General features: G+C 61.9%; 16 protein-coding genes. 6 read left to right on the top strand and 10 right to left on the bottom strand.

The window, feature by feature from the left end; genetic code table 11:
- Positions 1–20 precede the first annotated feature (20 nt).
- Complete coding sequence (locus PRZ03_RS12985) at positions 21–3,950, top strand: two-component regulator propeller domain-containing protein (RefSeq protein ID WP_273600682.1); 3,930 nt, start codon at positions 21–23, stop codon at positions 3,948–3,950.
- A gap of 92 nt (positions 3,951–4,042) precedes the next feature.
- Positions 4,043–5,707 carry an alkaline phosphatase family protein gene (locus tag PRZ03_RS12980; RefSeq protein ID WP_273600681.1) on the top strand — a complete coding sequence of 555 codons (1,665 nt, stop codon included), beginning with the start codon at positions 4,043–4,045 and terminating at the stop codon, positions 5,705–5,707.
- Positions 5,708–5,714: 7 nt separating this feature from the next.
- Here PRZ03_RS12980 and PRZ03_RS12975 read toward each other — a convergent pair whose 3' ends face one another.
- Positions 5,715–6,545: a substrate-binding periplasmic protein gene (locus PRZ03_RS12975; RefSeq protein ID WP_273600680.1), complete on the bottom strand. Its 831-nt coding sequence runs from the start codon at positions 6,543–6,545 to the stop codon at positions 5,715–5,717.
- Between the two features lie 54 nt (positions 6,546–6,599).
- Between PRZ03_RS12975 and trhA the strand changes: the two genes are divergently transcribed.
- The gene (gene trhA / locus PRZ03_RS12970) at positions 6,600–7,238 is read left to right on the top strand and encodes a PAQR family membrane homeostasis protein TrhA (RefSeq protein ID WP_263532432.1); all 639 of its coding nucleotides are present in this window, start codon (positions 6,600–6,602) and stop codon (positions 7,236–7,238) included.
- A 17-nt stretch (positions 7,239–7,255) separates the two neighbouring features.
- Here the strand turns inward: trhA and PRZ03_RS12965 are convergent, their stop codons facing one another.
- A complete protein-coding gene (locus tag PRZ03_RS12965; protein ID WP_273600679.1) occupies positions 7,256–8,191 on the bottom strand; it encodes a sensor domain-containing diguanylate cyclase in 936 nt (311 codons plus the stop codon).
- A gap of 118 nt (positions 8,192–8,309) precedes the next feature.
- Between PRZ03_RS12965 and ypfJ the strand changes: the two genes are divergently transcribed.
- Complete coding sequence (ypfJ, locus tag PRZ03_RS12960; protein WP_273600678.1) at positions 8,310–9,200, top strand: KPN_02809 family neutral zinc metallopeptidase; 891 nt, start codon at positions 8,310–8,312, stop codon at positions 9,198–9,200.
- Between the two features lie 9 nt (positions 9,201–9,209).
- Here ypfJ and PRZ03_RS12955 read toward each other — a convergent pair whose 3' ends face one another.
- The 5 genes from PRZ03_RS12955 to PRZ03_RS12935 form a co-directional block, all read right to left on the bottom strand.
- The gene (locus PRZ03_RS12955) at positions 9,210–10,022 is read right to left on the bottom strand and encodes a substrate-binding periplasmic protein (RefSeq protein ID WP_273600677.1); all 813 of its coding nucleotides are present in this window, start codon (positions 10,020–10,022) and stop codon (positions 9,210–9,212) included.
- 88 nt (positions 10,023–10,110) lie between these two features.
- Complete coding sequence (locus PRZ03_RS12950; protein ID WP_273600676.1) at positions 10,111–10,770, bottom strand: alpha/beta hydrolase; 660 nt, start codon at positions 10,768–10,770, stop codon at positions 10,111–10,113.
- A 320-nt stretch (positions 10,771–11,090) separates the two neighbouring features.
- Entirely contained in the window at positions 11,091–11,927 is an 837-nt protein-coding gene (locus PRZ03_RS12945) for a PEP-CTERM sorting domain-containing protein (protein ID WP_273600674.1), read from the bottom strand.
- A gap of 565 nt (positions 11,928–12,492) precedes the next feature.
- On the bottom strand, positions 12,493–13,173 hold the full coding sequence (locus tag PRZ03_RS12940; RefSeq protein ID WP_273600673.1) for a response regulator: 681 nt from the start codon (positions 13,171–13,173) through the stop codon (positions 12,493–12,495).
- On the bottom strand, positions 13,170–14,789 hold the full coding sequence (locus PRZ03_RS12935; RefSeq protein WP_273600672.1) for a PAS domain-containing sensor histidine kinase: 1,620 nt from the start codon (positions 14,787–14,789) through the stop codon (positions 13,170–13,172). The genes PRZ03_RS12940 and PRZ03_RS12935 overlap by 4 nt, the downstream gene beginning before the upstream one ends.
- A gap of 371 nt (positions 14,790–15,160) precedes the next feature.
- Between PRZ03_RS12935 and PRZ03_RS12930 the strand changes: the two genes are divergently transcribed.
- Together PRZ03_RS12930 and pssA are read left to right on the top strand one after the other, a co-directional pair.
- Complete coding sequence (locus PRZ03_RS12930) at positions 15,161–16,000, top strand: Crp/Fnr family transcriptional regulator (RefSeq protein WP_273600670.1); 840 nt, start codon at positions 15,161–15,163, stop codon at positions 15,998–16,000.
- A 74-nt stretch (positions 16,001–16,074) separates the two neighbouring features.
- Positions 16,075–16,692 (top strand): CDP-diacylglycerol--serine O-phosphatidyltransferase, encoded by a 618-nt coding sequence (gene pssA / locus PRZ03_RS12925; protein ID WP_273600668.1) that lies wholly within the window; start codon positions 16,075–16,077, stop codon positions 16,690–16,692.
- Positions 16,693–16,893: 201 nt separating this feature from the next.
- Here pssA and glcF read toward each other — a convergent pair whose 3' ends face one another.
- From glcF to glcE, 3 genes are read right to left on the bottom strand one after another with little or no spacing between them, the layout of a single operon-like run.
- A complete protein-coding gene (gene glcF, locus PRZ03_RS12920) occupies positions 16,894–18,150 on the bottom strand; it encodes a glycolate oxidase subunit GlcF (protein WP_273600667.1) in 1,257 nt (418 codons plus the stop codon).
- The gene (locus PRZ03_RS12915) at positions 18,150–18,842 is read right to left on the bottom strand and encodes a class I SAM-dependent methyltransferase (protein ID WP_273600666.1); all 693 of its coding nucleotides are present in this window, start codon (positions 18,840–18,842) and stop codon (positions 18,150–18,152) included. The genes glcF and PRZ03_RS12915 overlap by 1 nt, the downstream gene beginning before the upstream one ends.
- Positions 18,829–19,911: a glycolate oxidase subunit GlcE gene (gene glcE, locus PRZ03_RS12910; RefSeq protein WP_273600664.1), complete on the bottom strand. Its 1,083-nt coding sequence runs from the start codon at positions 19,909–19,911 to the stop codon at positions 18,829–18,831. The genes PRZ03_RS12915 and glcE overlap by 14 nt, the downstream gene beginning before the upstream one ends.
- Position 19,912: the final 1 nt, after the last annotated feature.

Genomic DNA, 19,912 nt, shown 5'->3' with positions numbered 1-19,912 from the left:
AGATGCGGGTTTGGTTTCGCTTGTGGGCAAGTTGTTTCGGCGCGGTGCTGGCGCTTGGCCTTGCGGGGTTCTTGTGCCTGTTTGCGCCACCTGCGGCCGCGCAGGCGCTGAACAGCCTGCGCTTCACCCAGCTGGGCCTGGAAGACGGCTTGCCCAGCCCTTATGTGCTGAGCAGCTTGCAGGACCGGCATGGTCTGATCTGGCTGGGCACAACCGGCGGCTTGGCACGCTATGACGGCCGCCATGTTAGAAGCTTTGTGCATGACCCGCTGCAAGCAACGACGCTGAGCAATGGGGTGGTGCAAGTGCTGCTGGAGGATAGTCAGCGGCCCGTGCTTTGGGTCGGCAGCAATGGCGGTTTGGACAGGCTTGACCTGCTGACCGAGCGGGTCGCGCGGCTGCGCCCGCCGGTGGAGCTGAGCCACCGCGATCGGCTTGTGCTGGCCTTGGCGCCGGCCGATGCGGGGCGCTTGTGGGTGGCATTCAGGGGTGGCTTGTACCTGCTTGACCCCGACCGGGAACTGTTTTCGCCTTGGCCGGCGGGCCGAACCGGAGTGCCCGGCCGCATCACGGCAATGATCTCCGACGGCGCGGGCGGTGTCTGGGTGGCCCTGGCCGATAAGGTCTCCCACATCGGCGCCGGGGCAGATGGCTACACCGAGGGCCGCAGCTTCAGTACCGCCCAGGGCACGAGTTCGGCGCGCTTGAATCCGGCTGAACTGCCGGTGAATCGGATGGCGCTGGATGCAGAGGGTCGCCTCTGGCTTGGCATGCTTGGGGGCGTGCAGACCTGGCGGATCGATCCCGACGGCGTGCGCCCCGACCCCCTCGGGGCGTCGCTGCAATTGCCTCGGCAAATGGTGCACGCGCTGCTGTTGGACCGCGACAAGGCGATGTGGATAGGCATCGGCGAGTTGGCCGTCTTGCACCGCTGGCGCGCCGGCGCGGCCGCGCTTGAGACCTTCAGGCATCTGCCCGGTGTCAGCGGCAGCTTGTCGAGTGACAGCATGGCCTCCTTGATGCAGGACCGCTCGGGCGGCCTGTGGGTAGGCTCCACCGAGACCGGCGTCAATCTGGTGGACCTGAGCAGCCGAGGCTTCAGCAATTACCTGAGCATTCCCGGCAATACGCAAACCCTGTCTTCGCCGATCGTGATGGCCACCTTGTTGGACGGCACCGAGCATGCGTGGGTAGGCAGTTATGGCGGCGGGCTCAATCACCTGCACCTGCCCAGCGGCAAGGCGCGCCAAATCGCCCTCAAAGATATGCCCATCAGCCATGTCAAGGCCTTGGGGCAGGCGGCCGCGGGCCGGCTTTGGGTCGGCGGGGATCGCGGCCTGGTTTTGTTTGACCCCAGCCTAGGGCGCAGCCAACGCGTCACATTTGATGAGCGTGGCGGCACTAGCGTCTCGATCAGCGCCCTGCTCCCCGATGGGGACGCTGTTTGGGCCAGTAGTTCTTCGGGCCTGTATAGGATAGAGCCCGACCTTACGGTGCGGGCCTACCGCGCCGATGCCAAGCGGCCGGGCGCGCTGGTTCACTCCATCATCGACAGTCTGCTGCGGGACCGCGAGGGTAGACTCTGGATCGGCAGCAAGGGCGGCCTGCAAGTGCGGGACGAGCGCGCCGATGGTTTTTCAGCGACAGTCCCGGTGCTTGGCGCCACCCCCGGCCAGGTCAATCCGGCGATACACGGGATGCGGCAAGACCAGCAGGGGCGCATTTGGCTGGCCACCGACCAAGGCCTGTTCGAGTTGCTCGCCGCCGCCGACAAGACCTGGGCGCTGAAGTCTTGGCGCGACACGCCGGGTATGCCGGCCGGCGGCTTTGATTCCATTCAAGATGCCTTGAATGGCGAAATCTGGCTGGGCAGCGAGCAAGGCTTGACGCGGGTGCGGCCGGCGCAGCGGGAGGCGCGCTTCTTCGGAGGACGCGGCCTGTTTGACCGCGGCTTCAATTTTGCGGCGGCGACGCGCGGCCCCGACGGCAGCCTCTTTTTTGGCGGGCCCGGCTTGTTGCGATTCTGGCCCGCGCAGTTGCGGGACAACCCGGCCGCGCCCAAGGTCGTGTTGAGCGATTTGCTGATTCTCAACCGCTCATTGCTGAACAAGGCCGGTGCTGCCATGCCTGTGGCGGCCAGCTCGCCGGGCCTCAGTCTGGCCGATCTCGGCATCACGGGGCCGCTGCATTTGGCCAAGTCCATGACCCTGAGTCCGCGCGAAAGCATGGTCAGCTTCGAGCTTGCCGCCTTGCATTTCGATCGCGTCAATTTGAATCGTTATGCCTGGATGCTGGAGGGTTTTGACGGTGACTGGATCTTTGGTCAAGGCGCCTTGGGGCTGGCGACCTATACGAATCTGGATGCCGGCCACTACCGGCTGCGAGTCAAAGCGGCCAACCCCGATGGGGTTTGGAGCGAGCCGGCCACGCTGCTGGAGGTGACGGTCTTGCCGCCGTTCTGGCGCACCTGGTGGTGGAGGGCGGGGCTGGCCCTGCTGGCGGCACTGGCCTTGCTTGGCGCCTATACGCTGCGCACGCGGGCCTTGCAACAAGCCAAGCAAGTCCTGGAGCAAGAGGTGGCGACGCGCACGCAGCAATTGGCCGAAGAAAAGCAAGTGGCCTTGGGTCAGCGCGAGGTGGCCGAGAAGGCCCGGCGCGACATCGGGCTGCTGAGCGAGATCGGGCGGCAGATCACCGCCTCGCTGGACGTCGCCGCGATCCAGCAAACGCTGTACAAGCATGTGCAGGACCTGGTCGATGCCTCGGTGTTTGGTGTTGGCTTGCTCGACCGGCGCCAGCGGGTGCTGAACTTCGATTTCGTGATGCAGCGCGGTCAGGCGTTCAAACCCTACCGCCGCAGCCTGGACGCGCGCGAGCAGCCCGCCGTGCGTTGCGCGCTGGAGGCCAAGGAGCTGTGCATCAAGTCCTTCAGCCAAGATAACCGCGAGCTCAGCAGCACTGACGGTGGGGCGGGGCGGGTGCAGCTGCAAGATGGCAGCGAGCCGCAGGCCGCGCGCTCCGGCATCTATGTGCCGATGTTGCTCAAGGGCGAGGTGATTGGCATCATCAGCCTGCTCAGCGATCGGCCGGATGCGTTTGGCACGGCGGAGCTGGATATCTTGCGCACGCTGGGCGCATATGCGGCGGTGGCGCTTGACAATGCGGAGGCGTACCGCCAATTGCAACTGACCCAGGCCAAGCTGGTGGAGCAGGAAAAATTGGCTGCGCTGGGTTCGCTGGTGGCGGGCGTGGCGCATGAATTGAACACGCCGCTCGGCAATAGCCTGCTGGTGGCCAGCACCATGCGGGATGTCAGTGGCGAGTTTTTGCGGCGCATGCAGGCGGGGGGCTTGCGTCGCTCGGAGCTGGAGCAGTTCTGCCAGAGCAATGCCGATTCGGCCGGGCTGCTGGTGCGCAGCCTGGGGGCGGCGGCGAGCCTGGTCAATGGCTTCAAGCAGTTGGCGGTAGATCAGACCTCCGAGCAAAGGCGTCGGTTCGACTTGCACACCTTGTGTGATGAAGTGGCGTTGACGCTGGCCAATCGCCTGCATCAAGGCGGGCATGAGCTGCGCCTGGAGGTTCCCGGCGGCATCGAAATGGACAGCTACCCCGGTCCCTTGGGCCAAGTCTTGAGCAATCTGGTGATCAATGCGCTGGTGCATGGCTTTGAGGGGCGCCGCAACGGGCTGCTGACGTTGGCTGCGCAGACGCAAGCAGAGGGTCAGGTAACGATTTACTTCAAGGACAACGGCTGCGGCATCAGCGCCGAACATCTGGGGCGCATTTTCGAGCCCTTCTTCACCACCAAGCTGGGGCAGGGCGGCAGTGGCCTGGGTCTGCACATCTGCTACAACATCGTCAGCGGCGTCTTGGGCGGCAGCATCAGCGCCAGCAGCGTAGCCGGCGAAGGTGCCAGCTTCACCATCATCATCCCTTGCCTAGCGCCCTGATGTGCGATGGCGCGCGCGCCAGCTGCCTGGAGCCCGGCCAGATCGACTAAGCTGTAGCCCCTTTTGCTCAGACACAGCCCATGCAGACCACCATGCCCAGACTCGTCCTGATTGTTGCCATGTGCAGCGCCGCCTTGGTGGCCTGTTCTTCGGCACCGACCCAGCCTCCGGCGGTGAGCCCGCCGCCCAAGCTGGTGGTGTTCATGGTGGTGGACGGCTTGCCGATGCGCCAGGTGCTGGCTTACCGGGATCAGTTGCAACCGGATGGTTTCAGGCGCTTCCTGGATCAGGGGGCCTGGTTTGCCAATGCCCATTACGGCCAGGGCCATACCGTCACGGCGGCCGGCCACGCGACGATGTTGACGGGCGCCTATCCGCAGCGCACGGCCATCATCAGCAATGAGTGGCGCGATGCCAAGACCGGTGAGCCGGTCTACAACACCGGCGACACCGCTTATCACTACATCGGCCACAAGACCGACCCGCTGGCCGGCACCAGCCCGCGTAATCTGCGCGCCGAAACGGTCGGCGATGTGCTGCGCGAGCAAGACGGCGCCTCCAAGGTGATTGCCATTTCGGGCAAGGACCGGGGCGCGATTCTGCCCGGCGGTCACAAGGGCGTGGCCTATATGTATATGAGTGAAAGCGGCGAATTTGCGTCCAGCACTTATTACATGGCCAGCCATCCGAAATGGGTTGTCGACTTCAATGCGGCCAAGCCGGCCGATGCCTTCTTTGGCAAGGCCTGGGCGCCGCTGCTGCCCGAGGCTGCCTATGCGCGTTCGGTGCCGGACGGCCAGCCCTGGCAGTTCAACGGGGGCAACGGCAACAAGCTGCCGGCGGTACTGGGCGACAAGCATGACAAGCCCGGCCCCTTGTTCTACGCCAATATCTTGCCTTCGCCGTTTGGCGACCAGTTGACCCTGGCCTTCGCGCGCGCGGCCATCGAGGGTGAGCAGTTGGGTCTTGACGCCAAGCCCGACATCCTCTCGGTCAGCCTGTCCAGCCATGACTACATCAACCATGCCTTCGGCCCCGAGTCGCGGCTCTCGCATGACCATATGCTGCAGCTGGATCTGCAATTGCAGGACTTCTTTAAATACCTGGACAAAACAGTCGGCGCCGGCAACTATGTGGCGGTGCTGACGGCCGACCACGGTTTTGCCGACACGCCCGAATGGGCCAAGTCGCAAGGACTTGATGTCGGGCGCATCAACCCGACCCAGGTGATGACGGCTTTGAATGCGGGCTTGGTCAAGAAGTTCGGCGCCGGAGCCGGGGCTTGGGCCACGCATTTTTCTGCCGCCGGTATCTTGTTCAACGAGAAGCAGATGGCCGCGCAAGGCATCAAGCCCGAAGAGATGTATGCCGAAGCCAAGCGCTTGCTGCTGCCCATGACGGGCATTGCCGACGTGTTCACGCTGGCGCAGCTGCAAAGCGGTGACACCGTCACGCCTTATCTGGAGTCCATGCGCAAGGCCTGGCACCCGGAAGTCGCGGCACCGCTTCAAATCGTCGTCAAACCGGGCTGGCTGTTTGGCTCGCGGCCCAGCGGAAGCTCGCACGGTACGCCCTATGCCTATGACACCCATGTGCCCATCCTGGCCTGGGGGCCACAATGGGTCGGACGTGGCGAGGTGGCGCAAAAGGTCGAGGTGGTCGATATCGCCCCGAGCCTGGCAAAAATTCTGCGCCTGCGCGTGCCCAGTCAGTCGCAGGGTCAGGTCTTGCCCTGGCCGCAGGCTGCGGCCAAGTGAGCGCGGACTATTCCAAGGTAATTGACGGGTAGCGTGCGGCGATGGCGGCCACCGTGCCGTCGCGTCGCATCGTGTCCCAGCTTTGCTGCAGACGCTGACGGGTGGCTTCATCGGTGGCCAAGCTCAGGGCTATCGAAGGGCGTGACTCGGAGAACTGCAGCACCGGCTCGATCAGGCCGGGGTCGAAGCCATATTGTTTCAGCAGCGCCGGCGCGAGCGAGGCGTTCAAAGCCAGCAGATCGGTGCGGCCGGCGAAAAAGCGCCGCAACAGACTGATATGGTCGGCGCTGCGGTCCAGCGACTGCCCAGTGTCCAAGCCCAGCGCGATCAATTCGCGCTCGGAGACATCATTCTTGACCACACCAATGCGCAGGCCGCCTGCGGCCTTGAACTTGTCGAGCCTGTCGAGTTTGATGTCGCTGCGGGATTTGAGCTTGAACAGCGTGCCGCGGCGGGTCGCAATCTGACCCAGCCAATGGAATTGGGCCTCGCGCTCGGCCAGCCGAACAATGGCCGGCACCAGTACCTGTGCCTCGCTGCTGCTGCGCAGCAGTACCCGCGCCCAGGAATTGAACTCAAAGCTGGCCGGCATTTTGGCGCGTGCGAGCAGTTCCTGCGCCAACTCCAGCGCGTAGCCGGCGGGCCGGCCCTCGACGTCGGTGTAGCTATAGGGCGGCAACTCCTCCATCAAGACCTTGATGCCCGCCGTTTGGCTCAGCGCCCTAGCCCATAAGCCCAAGCTTCCCGCGCCAAGCAGCAGCACGCGCAGGCAGTCGCGGCGCACCGAGCGGCGCTTGGCGGGCAGCGATGAATCAGCAAAGCTTGATCTGAATGGCATAAGGCCAAGAATATGACAGGTTTTTTGGTCACAGGCCCTGTGCACAATGCCGGCATGAGTGATCGAACGCAATCCTTCGGTGAAGAAATCGCCAATGCCATCAGCCACGGTCTGGGCTTCCTTTTGGCCGTGGCCTCGCTGCCCATCCTGACCTATTCGGCGGCTCAGCAGGGCTCGGCGCGCAATGTAGTCGCGGCGGCGGTGTTCTCGGTCACGATGATGATTTTGTATCTGGTCTCGACGCTGTATCACGCGCTGCCCGAGGGGCGTGGCAAGCTGTGGATGAACCGGCTGGACCATGCCGCCATCTACCTGTTCATTGCGGGCAGCTACACGCCGTTTGCGCTGGGCGTTCTGCATGGCGCTTGGGGCTGGGTGCTGTTCGGCCTAGTCTGGACCAGCGCCTTGGTCGGCATCACCGCCAAATTATTCAACCGCTTGCGTCACCCGCTGTGGTCAACCGGCTTGTATATCGCGATGGGCTGGCTGGTTATTTTTGCACTCGGGCCCTTGATGGCCCGCATGGCCTCGGCCGGCCTGATCTGGCTGGTGGCCGGCGGCGTCGCCTACACGCTGGGCGCGGTGGTGTTCATGCTGGATCACCGGGTGCGCTACGCTCATTTTGCCTGGCATTTGTTCGTGCTGGCCGGTAGCGGCTGCCACTTTGTGGCCGCACTCTGGTACGCGGTTTAAGTGTTGTTTGAGTTCGGCTAACTTCCGGGCTCGGCGGTGACCATGCAGTCGCGGCCCGCAGCCTTGGCTTGGTAGAGCGCGGAGTCGGCACGCTTGAGCAAGGCTTCGGGCGTTTCACCCCAGCTCGCTTGAGCCAAGCCGGCGGAGCAGGAATAGCCGCGCTCGGGATGCTCGGGCAGCGGGCGCGACTGGCGCACGCGGGCCAGCAAACGCTCAACAATCGACTGCGCTTGCGGCAGTCCGGCCGCCGGCAGAACCAGCAAGAACTCCTCGCCGCCCAGGCGCGCACAGCCATCTTCGCGGCGGCTGCCGGCCTGCAAGAGGCGGGCAAAGTCGCAGATCACCAAGTCACCCGAGCCATGGCCGAGGCTGTCGTTGATCTGCTTGAAGAGGTCCAGATCAAGCACCGCGATACACAGCGGCCAAGGCTCGCTCTGCGATAGGGCTGCGCGCAGCAATTGCAGCCCATGGCGGCGATTGCTCAGGCCGGTCAGCGCATCGGTGTGAGCGGCAGCGAGCGCCTGCGTATGCGCTTGGCGCAGCGAGCGATCGCCTTGGCGTAGGCTGGTGATGTCGCTGGCAACGCACAACATAGGGCCATGCAACTGAGTCGTCTCGGTCATCCAGATCCAGCGTCCATCGCACAGATCGGCCTCAAAAGCTCGGTAAGGGGTCTTGCCGCGCCGCGACGAGACCCCCGCCAACCAGGCCTCGATGTCATCGGTCTGTATCGACGCACCGCGCCCATGGGCATGGTTGTCGCGCATCATGTCGGCCCATGTGAGCTGACCGTCAGGCTCGACGGCATAGGCTTGGCGGAAGGCCTTGTTGGCGTGAACCAAAACGTCCTGGGCATCGAACAAGGCCACCATCAGCGGGCTTTGCTCATGCATCTGCAGCAAGATGTCGGCCGGCGCCGGCGCCGGGGGCAAGGGCTCTGATGCATCTGTCATTGGCTTGTCACTCCTGCGTGGTGGCCTATTTTGCTGTATTTGTTTGTGTCCCCGCGGGGCTTTGTGTCGTTACCATGCGCACTGTGTTTTCAGGCCCGGGCCGTAACAGGAGTCAGCAATGAAATGGGAAGATCAGCGCCAGAGTGATAACGTCGAAGACCGGCGTGATGGCGGCGGCGGAGGTGGTTTCGGCGGGGGCCGCGGCATCGGCGGCGGTCGCGGCCTGAGCCTGGGCGGCATCGTGATTGCCTTGCTGGCCTCCTGGGCCTTTGGGATCAATCCGATGACGGTGTTGGGCTTGATGGGCGGCGGCGCTGCGCCCGAGCCTGCGCCGGCGGCCCGGTCGCACACGGGAGCCAAGCTGCAGGACGAGGGGGGGCGATTTGTCAGCGCCGTGCTGGCCGATACCGAGGATGTCTGGGCGGTGTACTTCGCCGAACAGCAGCAGAAATACCCGCCGCCGGCGCTGGTGCTGTTCCGTGGCCGCAGCAATACCGGCTGTGGGCTGGGCGAGGCGGCCATGGGGCCGTTCTACTGCCCGGCCGACCGTAAGGTCTATATCGACCTGGCTTTTTATGACACGCTGCGCGACCGACTCGGCGCGCCGGGTGACTTTGCGCAAGCCTATGTGATTGCCCATGAGGTGGGCCATCACCTGCAGAACTTGCAGGGCACGACGGCCAAGATGGACGCGGCGCGCCAGCGCGTGTCCGAGCGCGACTACAACGCGCTGAGCGTGCGTTTAGAGCTGCAGGCAGACTGCTATGCCGGCGTCTGGGCCTTCCATTCGCAGCAAGGCAAGGGCTGGCTGGAAAAAGGCGATATTGAAGAAGGCCTGAACGCCGCGGCGCAAATCGGTGATGACACCTTGCAGCGCAAGTCGCAGGGCACGGTGGTGCCGGAGAGCTTCACTCATGGCAGCAGCGAGCAGCGCACCCGCTGGTTCAAGCGCGGATTGGAGTCGGGGGACTTGAAGGCCTGTGACACCTTCAAGAGCGGCCCGGTTTAAAGGGCGGGGTCAGTCGGTCTTGCCTGCAAGCACGATATAGGGGTGGCGTGCGGCGATCGCCGCCACCGTGCCGTCCCGGCGCATGCTGTCCCAGGCGGTTTGCAGTTTGAGATAGATGGCCGGGCTACCCTCCCCCTTGCTCAGGCCCATGTACAGGCTGACTTCGGACAGCTTGGCTTGAGGCTCGATTTTTTGAGGGTCATAGCCCATTTTCCCCATCATGGCGGCAAGCACGACGCTGTTGGCGGCGATCAATTCGTCGCGCTCGACAAAAAGCTTGCGCAGCATGGCCACGTGGTCAGGGCTGCGGTCGAGTTGTTTGCCAAACTCAAAGCCATGGGCCAACAGGGCACGTTCGGCCGCGTCATCGCGCACGACTGCAATCTTGTAGGCCTTGGCGGCGTCCAGCGTCGGAGCCTGGACATCAGGCCTGGACTTCAGTCGGTACAAGTAAGCGCGCCTGGCGGCGGTTGGGCCTATCCAATGAAACTGCGCCTCCCGTTCCGGCAGACGTGCCATGCTGACGATCAGCGTCAAGGGCTGGGAGATTGCGCGCTGGTAAATCCGCGCCCAGGAGTTGAACTCAGTCTGATGGCTTAAACCGCTGCGCTTGAGCATCTCCTCCATCAGCTCGACCGCATAGCCGGCCGGATTACCTTTGTCATCGAGAAAGGAATAGGGCGGGACGGGCTCCAGAAGCACATTGAGGCTTGTGGCGTTCGCTTGGGTGGACTGCGCCAAGGCGGGCTGGGCGCCCGCTAGCAGGGTGCTAACGCTGAGCAGGAATTGCAGAACAATGTGCTTGCAGGCCTGTATCGACATGGGGTGACCGTCATTGATTGATGGGTCAATTGTCGGGGCATTGTTGCCCGGGCCCAGCCTGCCTCCTCTTGAAACTGGGACGATGGCTTCAGGCCACCACGGCCAGATGGTTGAGAAACCAGTTGCCAGCCAGCAGCGAGACCGCCTGCAGGCTGCGCGATTCTTCGAGTAAATGATGAACTCTTGGCACGATCTCGATACGTTTTTCACAGTGGAGTTGGATGAAGGCGGCCCGGTTCAGAGCCAAGACTTCGGTGTCTTCGGCGCCTACGATCAACAGACTGGCGGCACGCACCTGCGCCAGATAGTTGCACGCCAGATCGGGCCGGCCGCCGCGAGAGACCAGAGCGCGCCAAGTTTCTGGCTGACGCGCAGCAGCCACAAAGGCCGCCGCTGCGCCCATGCCGCCGCTGAACAAGGCCTGCGGCATCACGCGCGCCTCAGACGGCAAGGCTGCGGGCACTTCCAACAGGCGCTGGGCAAGAGATTCGACAGCTAGCCCCTCCTCATCGACCCCGTCGACCCCATCGCCGGCCTGCGCTGCGCGCTCCTGGTCGGTCAACAAATCCAGCAGCAGTGTGCCCAGACCTTGGCGTCGAAAACTCTGTGCTACCTGCTGACTGCGCCGGCTGCTTCGGCTGCTGTCCCGCCCATGTGGGAACACGACCAAGCCGCGAGCGCGCGCGCCAATGTACAAATCCCCAGTCAGGCCATGTTCTCCTATAGAAATCTGTGAAGTGCCAAACATGGCGACGTCCTTTCAATCCGCGCGGCTGGAGCAATGTGTCGAGCAAGAAGACCCGGCAGCAATATCCAATGAATTGGGTTTCATTCTTCAGTAATTCTGGCCGAGCGCGTTGATTAAAATCAGTCGCAATATGGCGTGGAGATTTTTTTGAGTCGCGCTGCTCTTCGAGATTTGAGCTGGGCTTTGGAGTTTCGCGCATGGAGAGATTTATTGATGAATCCATCACCAATAACTCTTCGGGGCGCAAATGCTTGCGCAGCCAAAAAATAAAAAAAGGTGCCTGAGCACCTTCTTAAATCCCCCAAGGATTTGTTTTTCAATCAGCCGCGGCGACGGCGAGCCGACAGCCAGCCAATTGCGCCCAAGCCAGCCAGCATCAAGGCATAGGTTTGTGGTTCTGGCACGGCCATTACATAGGAGTAACCAATGCTGACAGTTTGACCGGCCTTGATGGTGCCCAGGTCATAAGCCAGGTTGATGGAATCGTCGGCAAAGGTTGACGTACCGACAGCTTGATTGGCGAGAAGAGCGGAATGCGGATTTACTGGCGAGCAGCAGTCTCCTTTGTTGATATAGGCAGAAATGGCGTGTGCTGATGCGCTGGTGTCATTTTGCAGTGTGACGCCGCGGTTGCCTGCCCAAGCACTGACGGCCGCGTTGTTGCCTTGGTCTAGAATTTTGTTGTGGGTGGAGTTGCCCAGGCCTTGAGGCACACCTTGGTCTGGATCAAAGCCGATGGTCCAGGCAGCTCTTGTCGCATCCGCACCTGTGTTGTTTGTGACGTTCAAGGTCACGGTCAACTTATTTTCAGAAACAGCATTGATGACTTGGCTGAATGACCAGCCACCGCTGGCGATGGTAGTGGCAGCGGCGCCGGGGCCTACGGCGTAGGTGTTGGCGCCAAAGGGGTTGGAATTGTAATTCTCAATATGGGAGTTACCTGATTCATCAAACCAGTACCAGCTGCTTGGGGCACCCAGACTGATATATTCGGTGCCCTTGTATTGCAACATGCCTGCTGCAGTATCGTCAAAGTTGCCGGCTGGATTGATCCAGGCCTTCAAATCGCCGCCGGCGCTGCTGATTGCCACGGTTGCATTCGCCATGCCGATGGTGGTGGCGAACAAAGCGGCCGTAGCCAAGAGTTTGAATTTCATGATGTTTCCCTAAGTTAAATTGATTGATGAGAAAAATAAACCTGTCGGCACCCATTATTTTTTAAGTGCCTCTGGGCGTCATGACATGCGTACCTCAATCAGGAGCCTCCGGCTTGATAAACTGAATATGACCGTGGTCACTGAGCAAGAGTCAATTGCTTTCGTGATTTGGGCCGCACCGTTTGATCTCCTGACGTCAGTAGACCGTTTCAAGAGATAAAAAAATTGAGCGCACGCAAGCGCCGAACATTTTTCAGGCCGGCTGACAATTCAAGTGGGGGATTTACAAGGCAGCCGCTGCAGCGGTATGGGGCAGCGGCTAGTTTTACGCAGTCACGGCAATGCGCGGGCCTGAACCGGAATATCGCGGCCGAACAAGGCGGTGGAGCAAAAACAGCGCGTCGGTGCTGGATTGATGCTCAATTGCAGCAGGCCGATCGGGCTGCAAATTCATGCGTTGGCGGGGCGCAGACTTGTATGCGTACCTGTTTCAGGGCTTCATCCCAAGCCTGAAGGGGGCGCAGCCTGCTGCCGCTTCGCGCTCAGGCGGCTAGGCTGCGCTCGCTTACCCTGCCAGCGAGGCGCTGGCTTGTTCACCCAATTGGTTCTCTATGCCGTAACGAACAATCGCGGCGAGGTTGGGGAGTTGCAGCTTTTCCTGAATGCGAGTCTTGTGGGTGCTCACGGTTTTGATCGACAGATGCAATTGCTCGGCAATGTCCGTCAGGCGGTGCCCGTCCACCAAACGGCGCAACACTTCCAGCTCGCGGTTGGAGAGCTTGGCGTGGCTGGCCATGGCCGCGCCGCCGTTGAGCTGCTGCACCACTTTCTCTGCCAGCGCCGCACTGACATATGAGCCGCCGCTGAGCAACTTGTTGACGGCTGCCAACAACTCCTTGGCAGCACTGTCCTTGGTCAGATAGCCGTTCGCGCCGGCCTTGAAGGAGCGCATCGCGTATTGCTCCTCCGCATGCATGCTCAGCACCAGAATGCGAATGGCGGGGCGCTGCGCGCGAATGCGTTGGATCAAATCAACGCCGTTCAGCCCCGGCATCGACAGATCAGCGATCACAAGATCGGAGGGGCGCGTTCGCAAGAAATCCAAGGCGTCAAATCCCGAACCGGCTTCATCGATCAGCCACAGCGCGTTATGCGCTTGCAGGATCCGGCGCACGCCTTCGCGCACGATCGAATGGTCATCTACCAGCAGCATATGCAAACTGCCTTCTGGGCGGATGGCGTTCATAGCATCTCCTTGGAGGCGTCAGCATTGGCAGCGAAAGCGGGTTGCTCCTCAGGCGCTTGTTCCCAGGGCATGGTCGGCATTTGGAGCTGGCTGCGTGGCAATTGACGCGGTAGCGGCAAGCGCACTCGGATGCGTCCGCCGAACAAGGTGTTGTCGGCCTGCATCTGCCCCTCCAGCAGCAGCGCACGCTCCCGCATGCCCAGCAAGCCAAAAGAGCCTTCCTTGCGCAAAGCCTTGGCCGCGAATCCGACGCCGTTGTCCTGCACGGTGAGCACCAACTCTTTACCCTCAACCCCGAGGTCTATTTCTACGGCGGTGGCGTGCGCATGGCGCGCCACATTGGTGAGGGACTCCTGAACCATGCGATACAGCGCGGTGGAAGTACGGGGATCCATCTGTGGTTCATCGTGGCCGAGGCGAACGGTCACTTTCAAGCCCATACGACGTTCAAACTCGCGGGCCAGCCATTCGATCGCGGCGTAAAGCCCGAGGTCATCGAGCATCAAAGGGCGCAGATCAGCGGCAATATGCCGGACCGAGGCCATGGTCGCATCCAGCATATCCAGCATGCTGACCACACGCGTCTGGCTGGCTCGGCCGTGCAGTTCGGCCCCGACTTCGGAGAGGTCCATTTTCAACGCACTCAAGCGTTGCCCCAGTTCGTCATGCAGCTCGCGCGCAATGCGTCGGCGCTCTTCCTCGCGCGTGTCGATCAAGCTCGCAGACAGGCGGCGCAGCTCATGACGGGACTGTTGCAACTCCAGGCTTTCTTGTTCCTGAAGAGTGACATCGCTGAGTACCATTTGCACCGTTGACTTTTCCAGGCCGGGCATGGTGGCGATCGCGATCTCGACCAGGCGATGGCTGCCGTCCATGCGCGTCACCTTCTCTGTCATCGTGCACAAACTGCCCGCCGCAACGCCAACCGCACGCTTGATTTGCTGATTCATGACGGCGTGAGAGTCAGAGTGGATCAGGTGATAGACCGGCTTGCCAATCACTTGGTCCAAACTTTTTGCGCCCAGCAGACCGAGGCAGCTTCGATTGGCGAAGACGATGATCTCCTCCTCAGTGATGAGCATCGCCACCGGGGCTAACTCAAAAAGCCGTCGGAACTGATTTTTAATCCCCGCCAACTCTGATCGGAGTCCTTGCTCCACGCTCAGGTCGCGCACCAAGGCGGTGAACAGGGGTTTGGCTTGGCCGCGCTCGACCATCGAATGGCTCTTGGAGAGGATCAGCGAAATGGGAAACACATCTCCATTGGCGCGTAAGCCCAGCAGTCCGTCTTGATCCGTGATGGCCTGTTCGCTCTGATCCGAGACTAAAAAAGCCCGGACCATCTCGGCATGATGGGCGCGTTGCTCCGGAGGTATCAGTCTCTGCAAGTCCTGGCCAATCACCTGCGCTTCAGCATAAGAAAACATCTGCAACGCCGCCGGATTGACCATGACGATTTGTTGCTTGGCGTTGACGCTGATGATGCCCTCGCAGGCAGCATGTACGGCGCTTCGGTTCGCATCGACCTGATCAAGCCTGCTGCTCAGTGAGTCGCAAGCTTTGACGTTGCCGAGGCGCTTCTTCCGCAGGGGCCGTGGGGATTTGATCTCGTTCATGGGGGCAACTTATTGATCATCCGGCTGCAAGTGGCGATCAACCAAGGCCGCCTTGCGGCCTGGCTCGCCTCAATCCATCTTAGCGGCAACTGTCCTACTCTTTGGCGTAGGAATTTTCTCTAATTTGACCCGGAAAGCGTTGCGCACCCTGGGCTTGTTCCGACAAATAGTCTGCCGGAGCGCCGATGGAAAGGGCCGGCCAATCCGCGCATGCTTCGGTCATCGTGAATCCGGTATTAGGACAGCTGAGGAGGCTAACCATGGAACTAGGTTTTGGAGCAACAGTGCTGCAGTCCACCCGAGCGGCGTGGACCGCAAGCTCGCGAGCTAACGCGCCAGCTCTGCATACACTGTCGGACTTGCTTTTGTTGATGGACCCCCGCGCAGAAACCAGCCCCGCAAGTGACCGTGTCCCGGTGGCTAGCCGTGCGGTGAAGGCCGGCGCAACACTCTTTCGACAGTCTTGCGTGGCCGATGCGATCTACTTCGTCAGCATGGGCTCGTTCAAGGTGTTCCGTACCGCCGAGGATGGCTACGAGCAAGTGCTGTGCTTTGTCGGCGCTGCGGAGTTGCTCGGCTACGACGCACTGTGCACACACAGTCATCCAACCGAAGCGCTAGCCCTGGAGGACTCGCGGGTTTGCGTAGTCCCTTTGCATGAGCTTTTTGCCCTGGGTCAGGCCACACCGGCTTTTGACCGTATGTTGCATCTTGCCGTCAGCAGGCAGTTGACTCGACATGGCGAAGTGACGGATGTGATGGCGGCCGTCGCCGCCGAAGTGCGCTTGGCGCGGTTTTTATTGAACTTGTCGGCGCGCATGCAGGCGCGTGGTCAGTCGCCTCGCCGCTTGTTGTTGCGTATGTGCCGTCGTGACATCGCCAGCCATCTCGGTGTCGCGCATGAAACCGTCAGCCGGTCTTTCACTGCCTTGGCAGATCTAGGCTATCTGCAGGTCAGAAATCGCGAAGTCGAGATCCACTACCTTCCCGCCTTGATCGAGTTCGCGCGCAGCACGCGAGGCTCCAGTGAGGACCTGATGAATCAGGCCAGATGCCGGGCCAGCAAGGCAGATGAGGTGGGTACAGCGGGCGCAATGAGTCGAGAGTCAGAGGCACTTGTAGCCTTGAAAGCATTGTCGAAAGAGGCAGGGCACGGCTCGTTTTCAGGGGGTAAACCAGCGGCACGCATGCGCGCAAGCGCCGGTGCCTAAAGAGATCTTGGGCATTGCCCGGGGCGGGGGAGCGTCGCGCGCGGGGCCTTGACGGGCTGGTTTATGCTGCGCCTATGAATAAACCCAAACCCTTCTCCATGATCCGCGAGTTCCACCTCGCCGACTGGTTCACCTTGGCGAACTCGTTTGCCGGCATGGGGGCGCTGTTTTCGGTGATGACGTTCTTGCAGACGGGCGATGTCAAGCATATCTACTACGCCTGCGCCTTGATCCCATTGGCCTTTGTGTTCGATGTACTGGACGGCAGCGTGGCGCGCTGGCGCCAGCAGTCGTCGATCATGGGCCGCGAGTTGGATTCCTTGGCCGACGTTATCTCCTTTGGCGTGGCGCCCGCCGCGATTGCCTATGCCTGCGGCATGCAGGGTCTGTTTGACCGGATCGTGCTGGTCTTCTTTGTGGCCTGCGGGGTGTCTCGGCTGGCGCGCTTCAACGTCACAGCCGAAGCGCTCAGCGAGGGGGGAGACAAGGTCAAGTACTTTGAGGGCACCCCAATACCAACGTCTCTGGTGCTGGTGATCGTGATGTGGATCGCGGCGGCTCTTGGGGCGATCGGCGATCAGCTGTGGCTGGGTAGGCTCGAAATCGCCGGGTTCTACTTGCACCCTTTGGTCTTGCTTTACGCTGTTTCCGGCTCCTTGATGGTCAGCCGAATTCGCGTTCCCAAGTTCTGATCCGGCAGGCACAAAAAGAAAAGCCCGGATACCGTTCACGGCATCCGGGCTGATCGCTTTGGCTGGCTGGTCCGGCTTGGCCTGGACTGGCTGGCTTGGGGCCCTCGTTGGCTTCCCCCTCCTGTATTTGTGCCCAATTATGGGAATTTGGTTCTACAGTGGTCTTAGTATTTGCCCTTGCTTGTGCGTTATTCGCACAAGCTATTGCGGGGCTTCGCTCAGTGCTTGATCCAGCACTTCGACCCAATGCCGTACCGGCGTCGTTGTGCCGCTTTGCAGATGTTGAATGCAGCCAATATTGCCCGAGACGATGGTTTGGGCATGTAAGGGCGCGAGTGCTTGCAGCTTTTGATCTCGGAGTTGCTTGGACAGCTTGGCTTGCAAGACCGAATAAGTGCCTGCAGAGCCGCAGCAAAGGTGGCTGTCACAGCTGGCCAACTGGACCTCAAAACCCAGCTCGCGCAGGCCTGCCTCGACGCCGCCCCGAAGTTGCTGACCATGCTGCAAGGTACAAGGAGGGTGATAGGCCAATTTGTGCGGTGCTTTACCTTTCAGCAGCGGCTTCAGTGCGGGCAGCAAGTCTGGCAGCAACTCACTCAGGTCGCGCGTGAGGGCGCTGATCTTGGCCGCCTTGACGGCGTAATCGGGGTCGTCGCGCAAGGCGTGAGCGTATTCTTTGACAGTCACACCGCAGCCTGAGGCGTTCATCACCAGCGCTTCGATCTTGCCGGCCTCGGTCATCCCTTCGACCAGCGGCCACCAGGCATCGATATTGCACCGCATATCGGCCAGGCCGCCCGCATGGTCGTTCAGATGGCTGCGAATGGCGCCGCAGCAGCCGGCGCTCTCGGCCACCAAAGTTTGGATGCCTGCTGCGTCCAGCACGCGGGCAGTGGCGCTGTTGATATTGGGCGCCATGCTGGGCTGCACGCAGCCCAGCAGCAGGCCAACCTTGCGCGCGTGGACGCGGGTCGGCCAGTCGTGCGCCCGGGCGCTGCTGGGGGCGGGCACCTTGTCCTTCAAGCGAGTCGGAAGCAGCGGCCGCACGAGCTGCCCCAGCTTCATTGCTGGCTTGAAGGCCGGCGAGGTCAGCCCCTCCTTCAACAGCCAACGCACCGCCTGTTCTTGCTTGGGCCGCGCCACCTTGGCCTCGACGATGCCGCGCCCGATCTCCAGGAGTTGGGCATACTGCACGCCCGACGGGCATGTGGTTTCGCAGTTACGGCAAGTCAGGCAGCGGTCCAGATGCAGTTGCGTGCTGCGTGTCGGTGTCGCACCTTCCAAGACTTGCTTGATCAAATAGATGCGCCCGCGCGGCCCGTCCAACTCGTCGCCCAGCAGTTGGTAGGTGGGGCAGGTGGCGGTGCAAAAGCCGCAATGCACACAGCGGCTCAAGATGGCCTCGGCCTCAGCCCCTTCGGGCGTGCCTTGGAATTCGGGGGCGAGTTGAGTTTGCATCAGCGCAGCCGGTACTTGAGGGTCCAGAAATAATCGAGCTCCTGCCACTCGATGTCCTGCGCCTGTGGGGCCAACAAGGCTTGCATTTGCTCAAGCGTAGGGAAGTTCTTCATCACCTCATGCTGGCTGCCATCGCTGAGGCTGCGAACTTGGTAGCCATTGCCCTCGGCATCGACTCGTGCAATCGGCGTGCTGTCGCCCGCCACGAAGCGGTTGTCCATCAAAACCACCAAGGCCCCCGGTGCCAGTTGCCCATGCAGCTGAGCTAACCAGTCAGCTCTGCGCTGCATCGGTACATGCGAAAACCACAATCCAGCGAAAGCGGCATCAAAGGGCGAGGCATGGCCGGCGGGCACCAGGTCGAGCGCGTAGGCGTCAGCCAAGCGAAAACTCACCTTGTCAAAGTCCAGTGACTTGGTCTTGGCGACCTCCAGCACCTCGGCATTGATGTCGGTGCCTTGCCAGCTCAAAGCGTCTGCCGTTGCGGCGGGCAGCCAAAAGCCGGTGCCGGTGGCCACCTCCAGCACATGGCGTGCTCTGAACTGCTCACCCAGCCAGCGCTTCAGGGTGGTGATATCGGCCTGCCGATGCGGGCGGTCGAAGACCTGCTCGTACTCGCGCGCACGCTGCGCGTAGTAACGCGGCATCTGCTCGGTCGTCGAACGTTCAGCACTGATTTCAGAGCTCGTCATAAAGCCTGCCCGGATTGAAAATACCTTGCGGGTCGAACGATTTCTTCAACTCGCGATGAATGCGCAGCAGCGGCGCCGACAAAGGTGCAAACACACCGCAGCGCTTGTCGGCGCCGCGCATCAGCGTGGCGTGACCGCCGGCCTTGGCTGCTGCCTCGCGCACAGCGTCAGCCGCCATCGGCGTTGCGACCCAGCGTTGCGCCCCGCCCCATTCGAGCAGTTGTTCGCCGTGCAGGGTCAAGGCAGGCGCCGTTTGCGGCAGTGACAGCCGCCACAGCTTGGCGCCGCCTTCGACCGCGCGCGCCGCGCCTACAAAGTATTCATCGCTGTGGTCGCGCAAACCGGTCCAAAAGGGCGTGGCCAACTCGTCTTCAATCAAATCGCCCCCTAGGCTTGCGCAGGCCGCCTGCACCGCCGCCCGTGCCCCGGCCAGGCGCAGCACCAGCGCGCCATCCCACCAGGCACTTGCATTGATGGGCAGGGGCTGACCGCCCCAGCGATTGAGCTGATTCAAGGCCTGCTCCTGGCTCAGCTCGAAACGCAAGGTCGCCCTGGCTGTGGGAAAGGGCAGCACTTTCAGCGAGACCTCCAGCAACAAACCCAGAATGCCCATGGAGCCGGCCATCAAGCGCGAAACGTCATAGCCGGCGACGTTCTTGATCACCGTGCCGCCGAAGCTCATGGCCTCGCCCCGACCATTCAACATGGTCACGCCCAAGACATGCTCGCGCAGGGCGCCCATGCTGGCCCGGGCCGGGCCGCTCAGGCCCGTGGCCACCATGCCGCCGACGGTGCCCCGGCCTTGCCCGCCAAAGCGTGGCGGCTCAAAGGCCAGATACTGGCCCTGCTCGGCCAAGACCCGCTCCAACTCGACAATCGGCGTACCCGCCTTGACGCTGACGACCAGTTCGCTCGGCTCATAACTGCTGATGCCGACGTAGCCCGACATATCAAGCAACTCGCCTTTTGGGGTCTGGCCGTAAAAGGCCTTGCTGCCGTGGCCGCGTATTTCCAGTGCGGTGTTGCTGGCGCTTGCGGCTTGGATTCGGTCCTGCAGTTGCTTGAGCATC

This window comes from Roseateles albus (genome assembly GCF_028595345.1).
GTDB lineage: Bacteria > Pseudomonadota > Gammaproteobacteria > Burkholderiales > Burkholderiaceae_C > Paucibacter_A > Paucibacter_A albus.
This window is presented reverse-complemented; position numbering and strand designations above follow the sequence as displayed.

Bases quoted from the DNA above. Each gene is read 5' to 3' on its own strand.
- PRZ03_RS12980 (WP_273600681.1), top strand. From the start codon at position 4,043: ATGCCCAGACTCGTCCTGATTGTTGCCATGTGCAGCGCCGCCTTGGTG.
- PRZ03_RS12975 (WP_273600680.1), bottom strand. From the start codon at position 6,545: ATGCCATTCAGATCAAGCTTTGCTGATTCATCGCTGCCCGCCAAGCGC.
- trhA (WP_263532432.1), top strand. From the start codon at position 6,600: ATGAGTGATCGAACGCAATCCTTCGGTGAAGAAATCGCCAATGCCATC.
- PRZ03_RS12965 (WP_273600679.1), bottom strand. From the start codon at position 8,191: ATGACAGATGCATCAGAGCCCTTGCCCCCGGCGCCGGCGCCGGCCGAC.
- ypfJ (WP_273600678.1), top strand. From the start codon at position 8,310: ATGAAATGGGAAGATCAGCGCCAGAGTGATAACGTCGAAGACCGGCGT.
- PRZ03_RS12955 (WP_273600677.1), bottom strand. From the start codon at position 10,022: ATGTCGATACAGGCCTGCAAGCACATTGTTCTGCAATTCCTGCTCAGC.
- PRZ03_RS12950 (WP_273600676.1), bottom strand. From the start codon at position 10,770: ATGTTTGGCACTTCACAGATTTCTATAGGAGAACATGGCCTGACTGGG.
- PRZ03_RS12945 (WP_273600674.1), bottom strand. From the start codon at position 11,927: ATGAAATTCAAACTCTTGGCTACGGCCGCTTTGTTCGCCACCACCATC.
- PRZ03_RS12940 (WP_273600673.1), bottom strand. From the start codon at position 13,173: ATGAACGCCATCCGCCCAGAAGGCAGTTTGCATATGCTGCTGGTAGAT.
- PRZ03_RS12935 (WP_273600672.1), bottom strand. From the start codon at position 14,789: ATGAACGAGATCAAATCCCCACGGCCCCTGCGGAAGAAGCGCCTCGGC.
- PRZ03_RS12930 (WP_273600670.1), top strand. From the start codon at position 15,161: ATGGACCCCCGCGCAGAAACCAGCCCCGCAAGTGACCGTGTCCCGGTG.
- pssA (WP_273600668.1), top strand. From the start codon at position 16,075: ATGAATAAACCCAAACCCTTCTCCATGATCCGCGAGTTCCACCTCGCC.
- glcF (WP_273600667.1), bottom strand. From the start codon at position 18,150: ATGCAAACTCAACTCGCCCCCGAATTCCAAGGCACGCCCGAAGGGGCT.
- PRZ03_RS12915 (WP_273600666.1), bottom strand. From the start codon at position 18,842: ATGACGAGCTCTGAAATCAGTGCTGAACGTTCGACGACCGAGCAGATG.
- glcE (WP_273600664.1), bottom strand. From the start codon at position 19,911: ATGCTCAAGCAACTGCAGGACCGAATCCAAGCCGCAAGCGCCAGCAAC.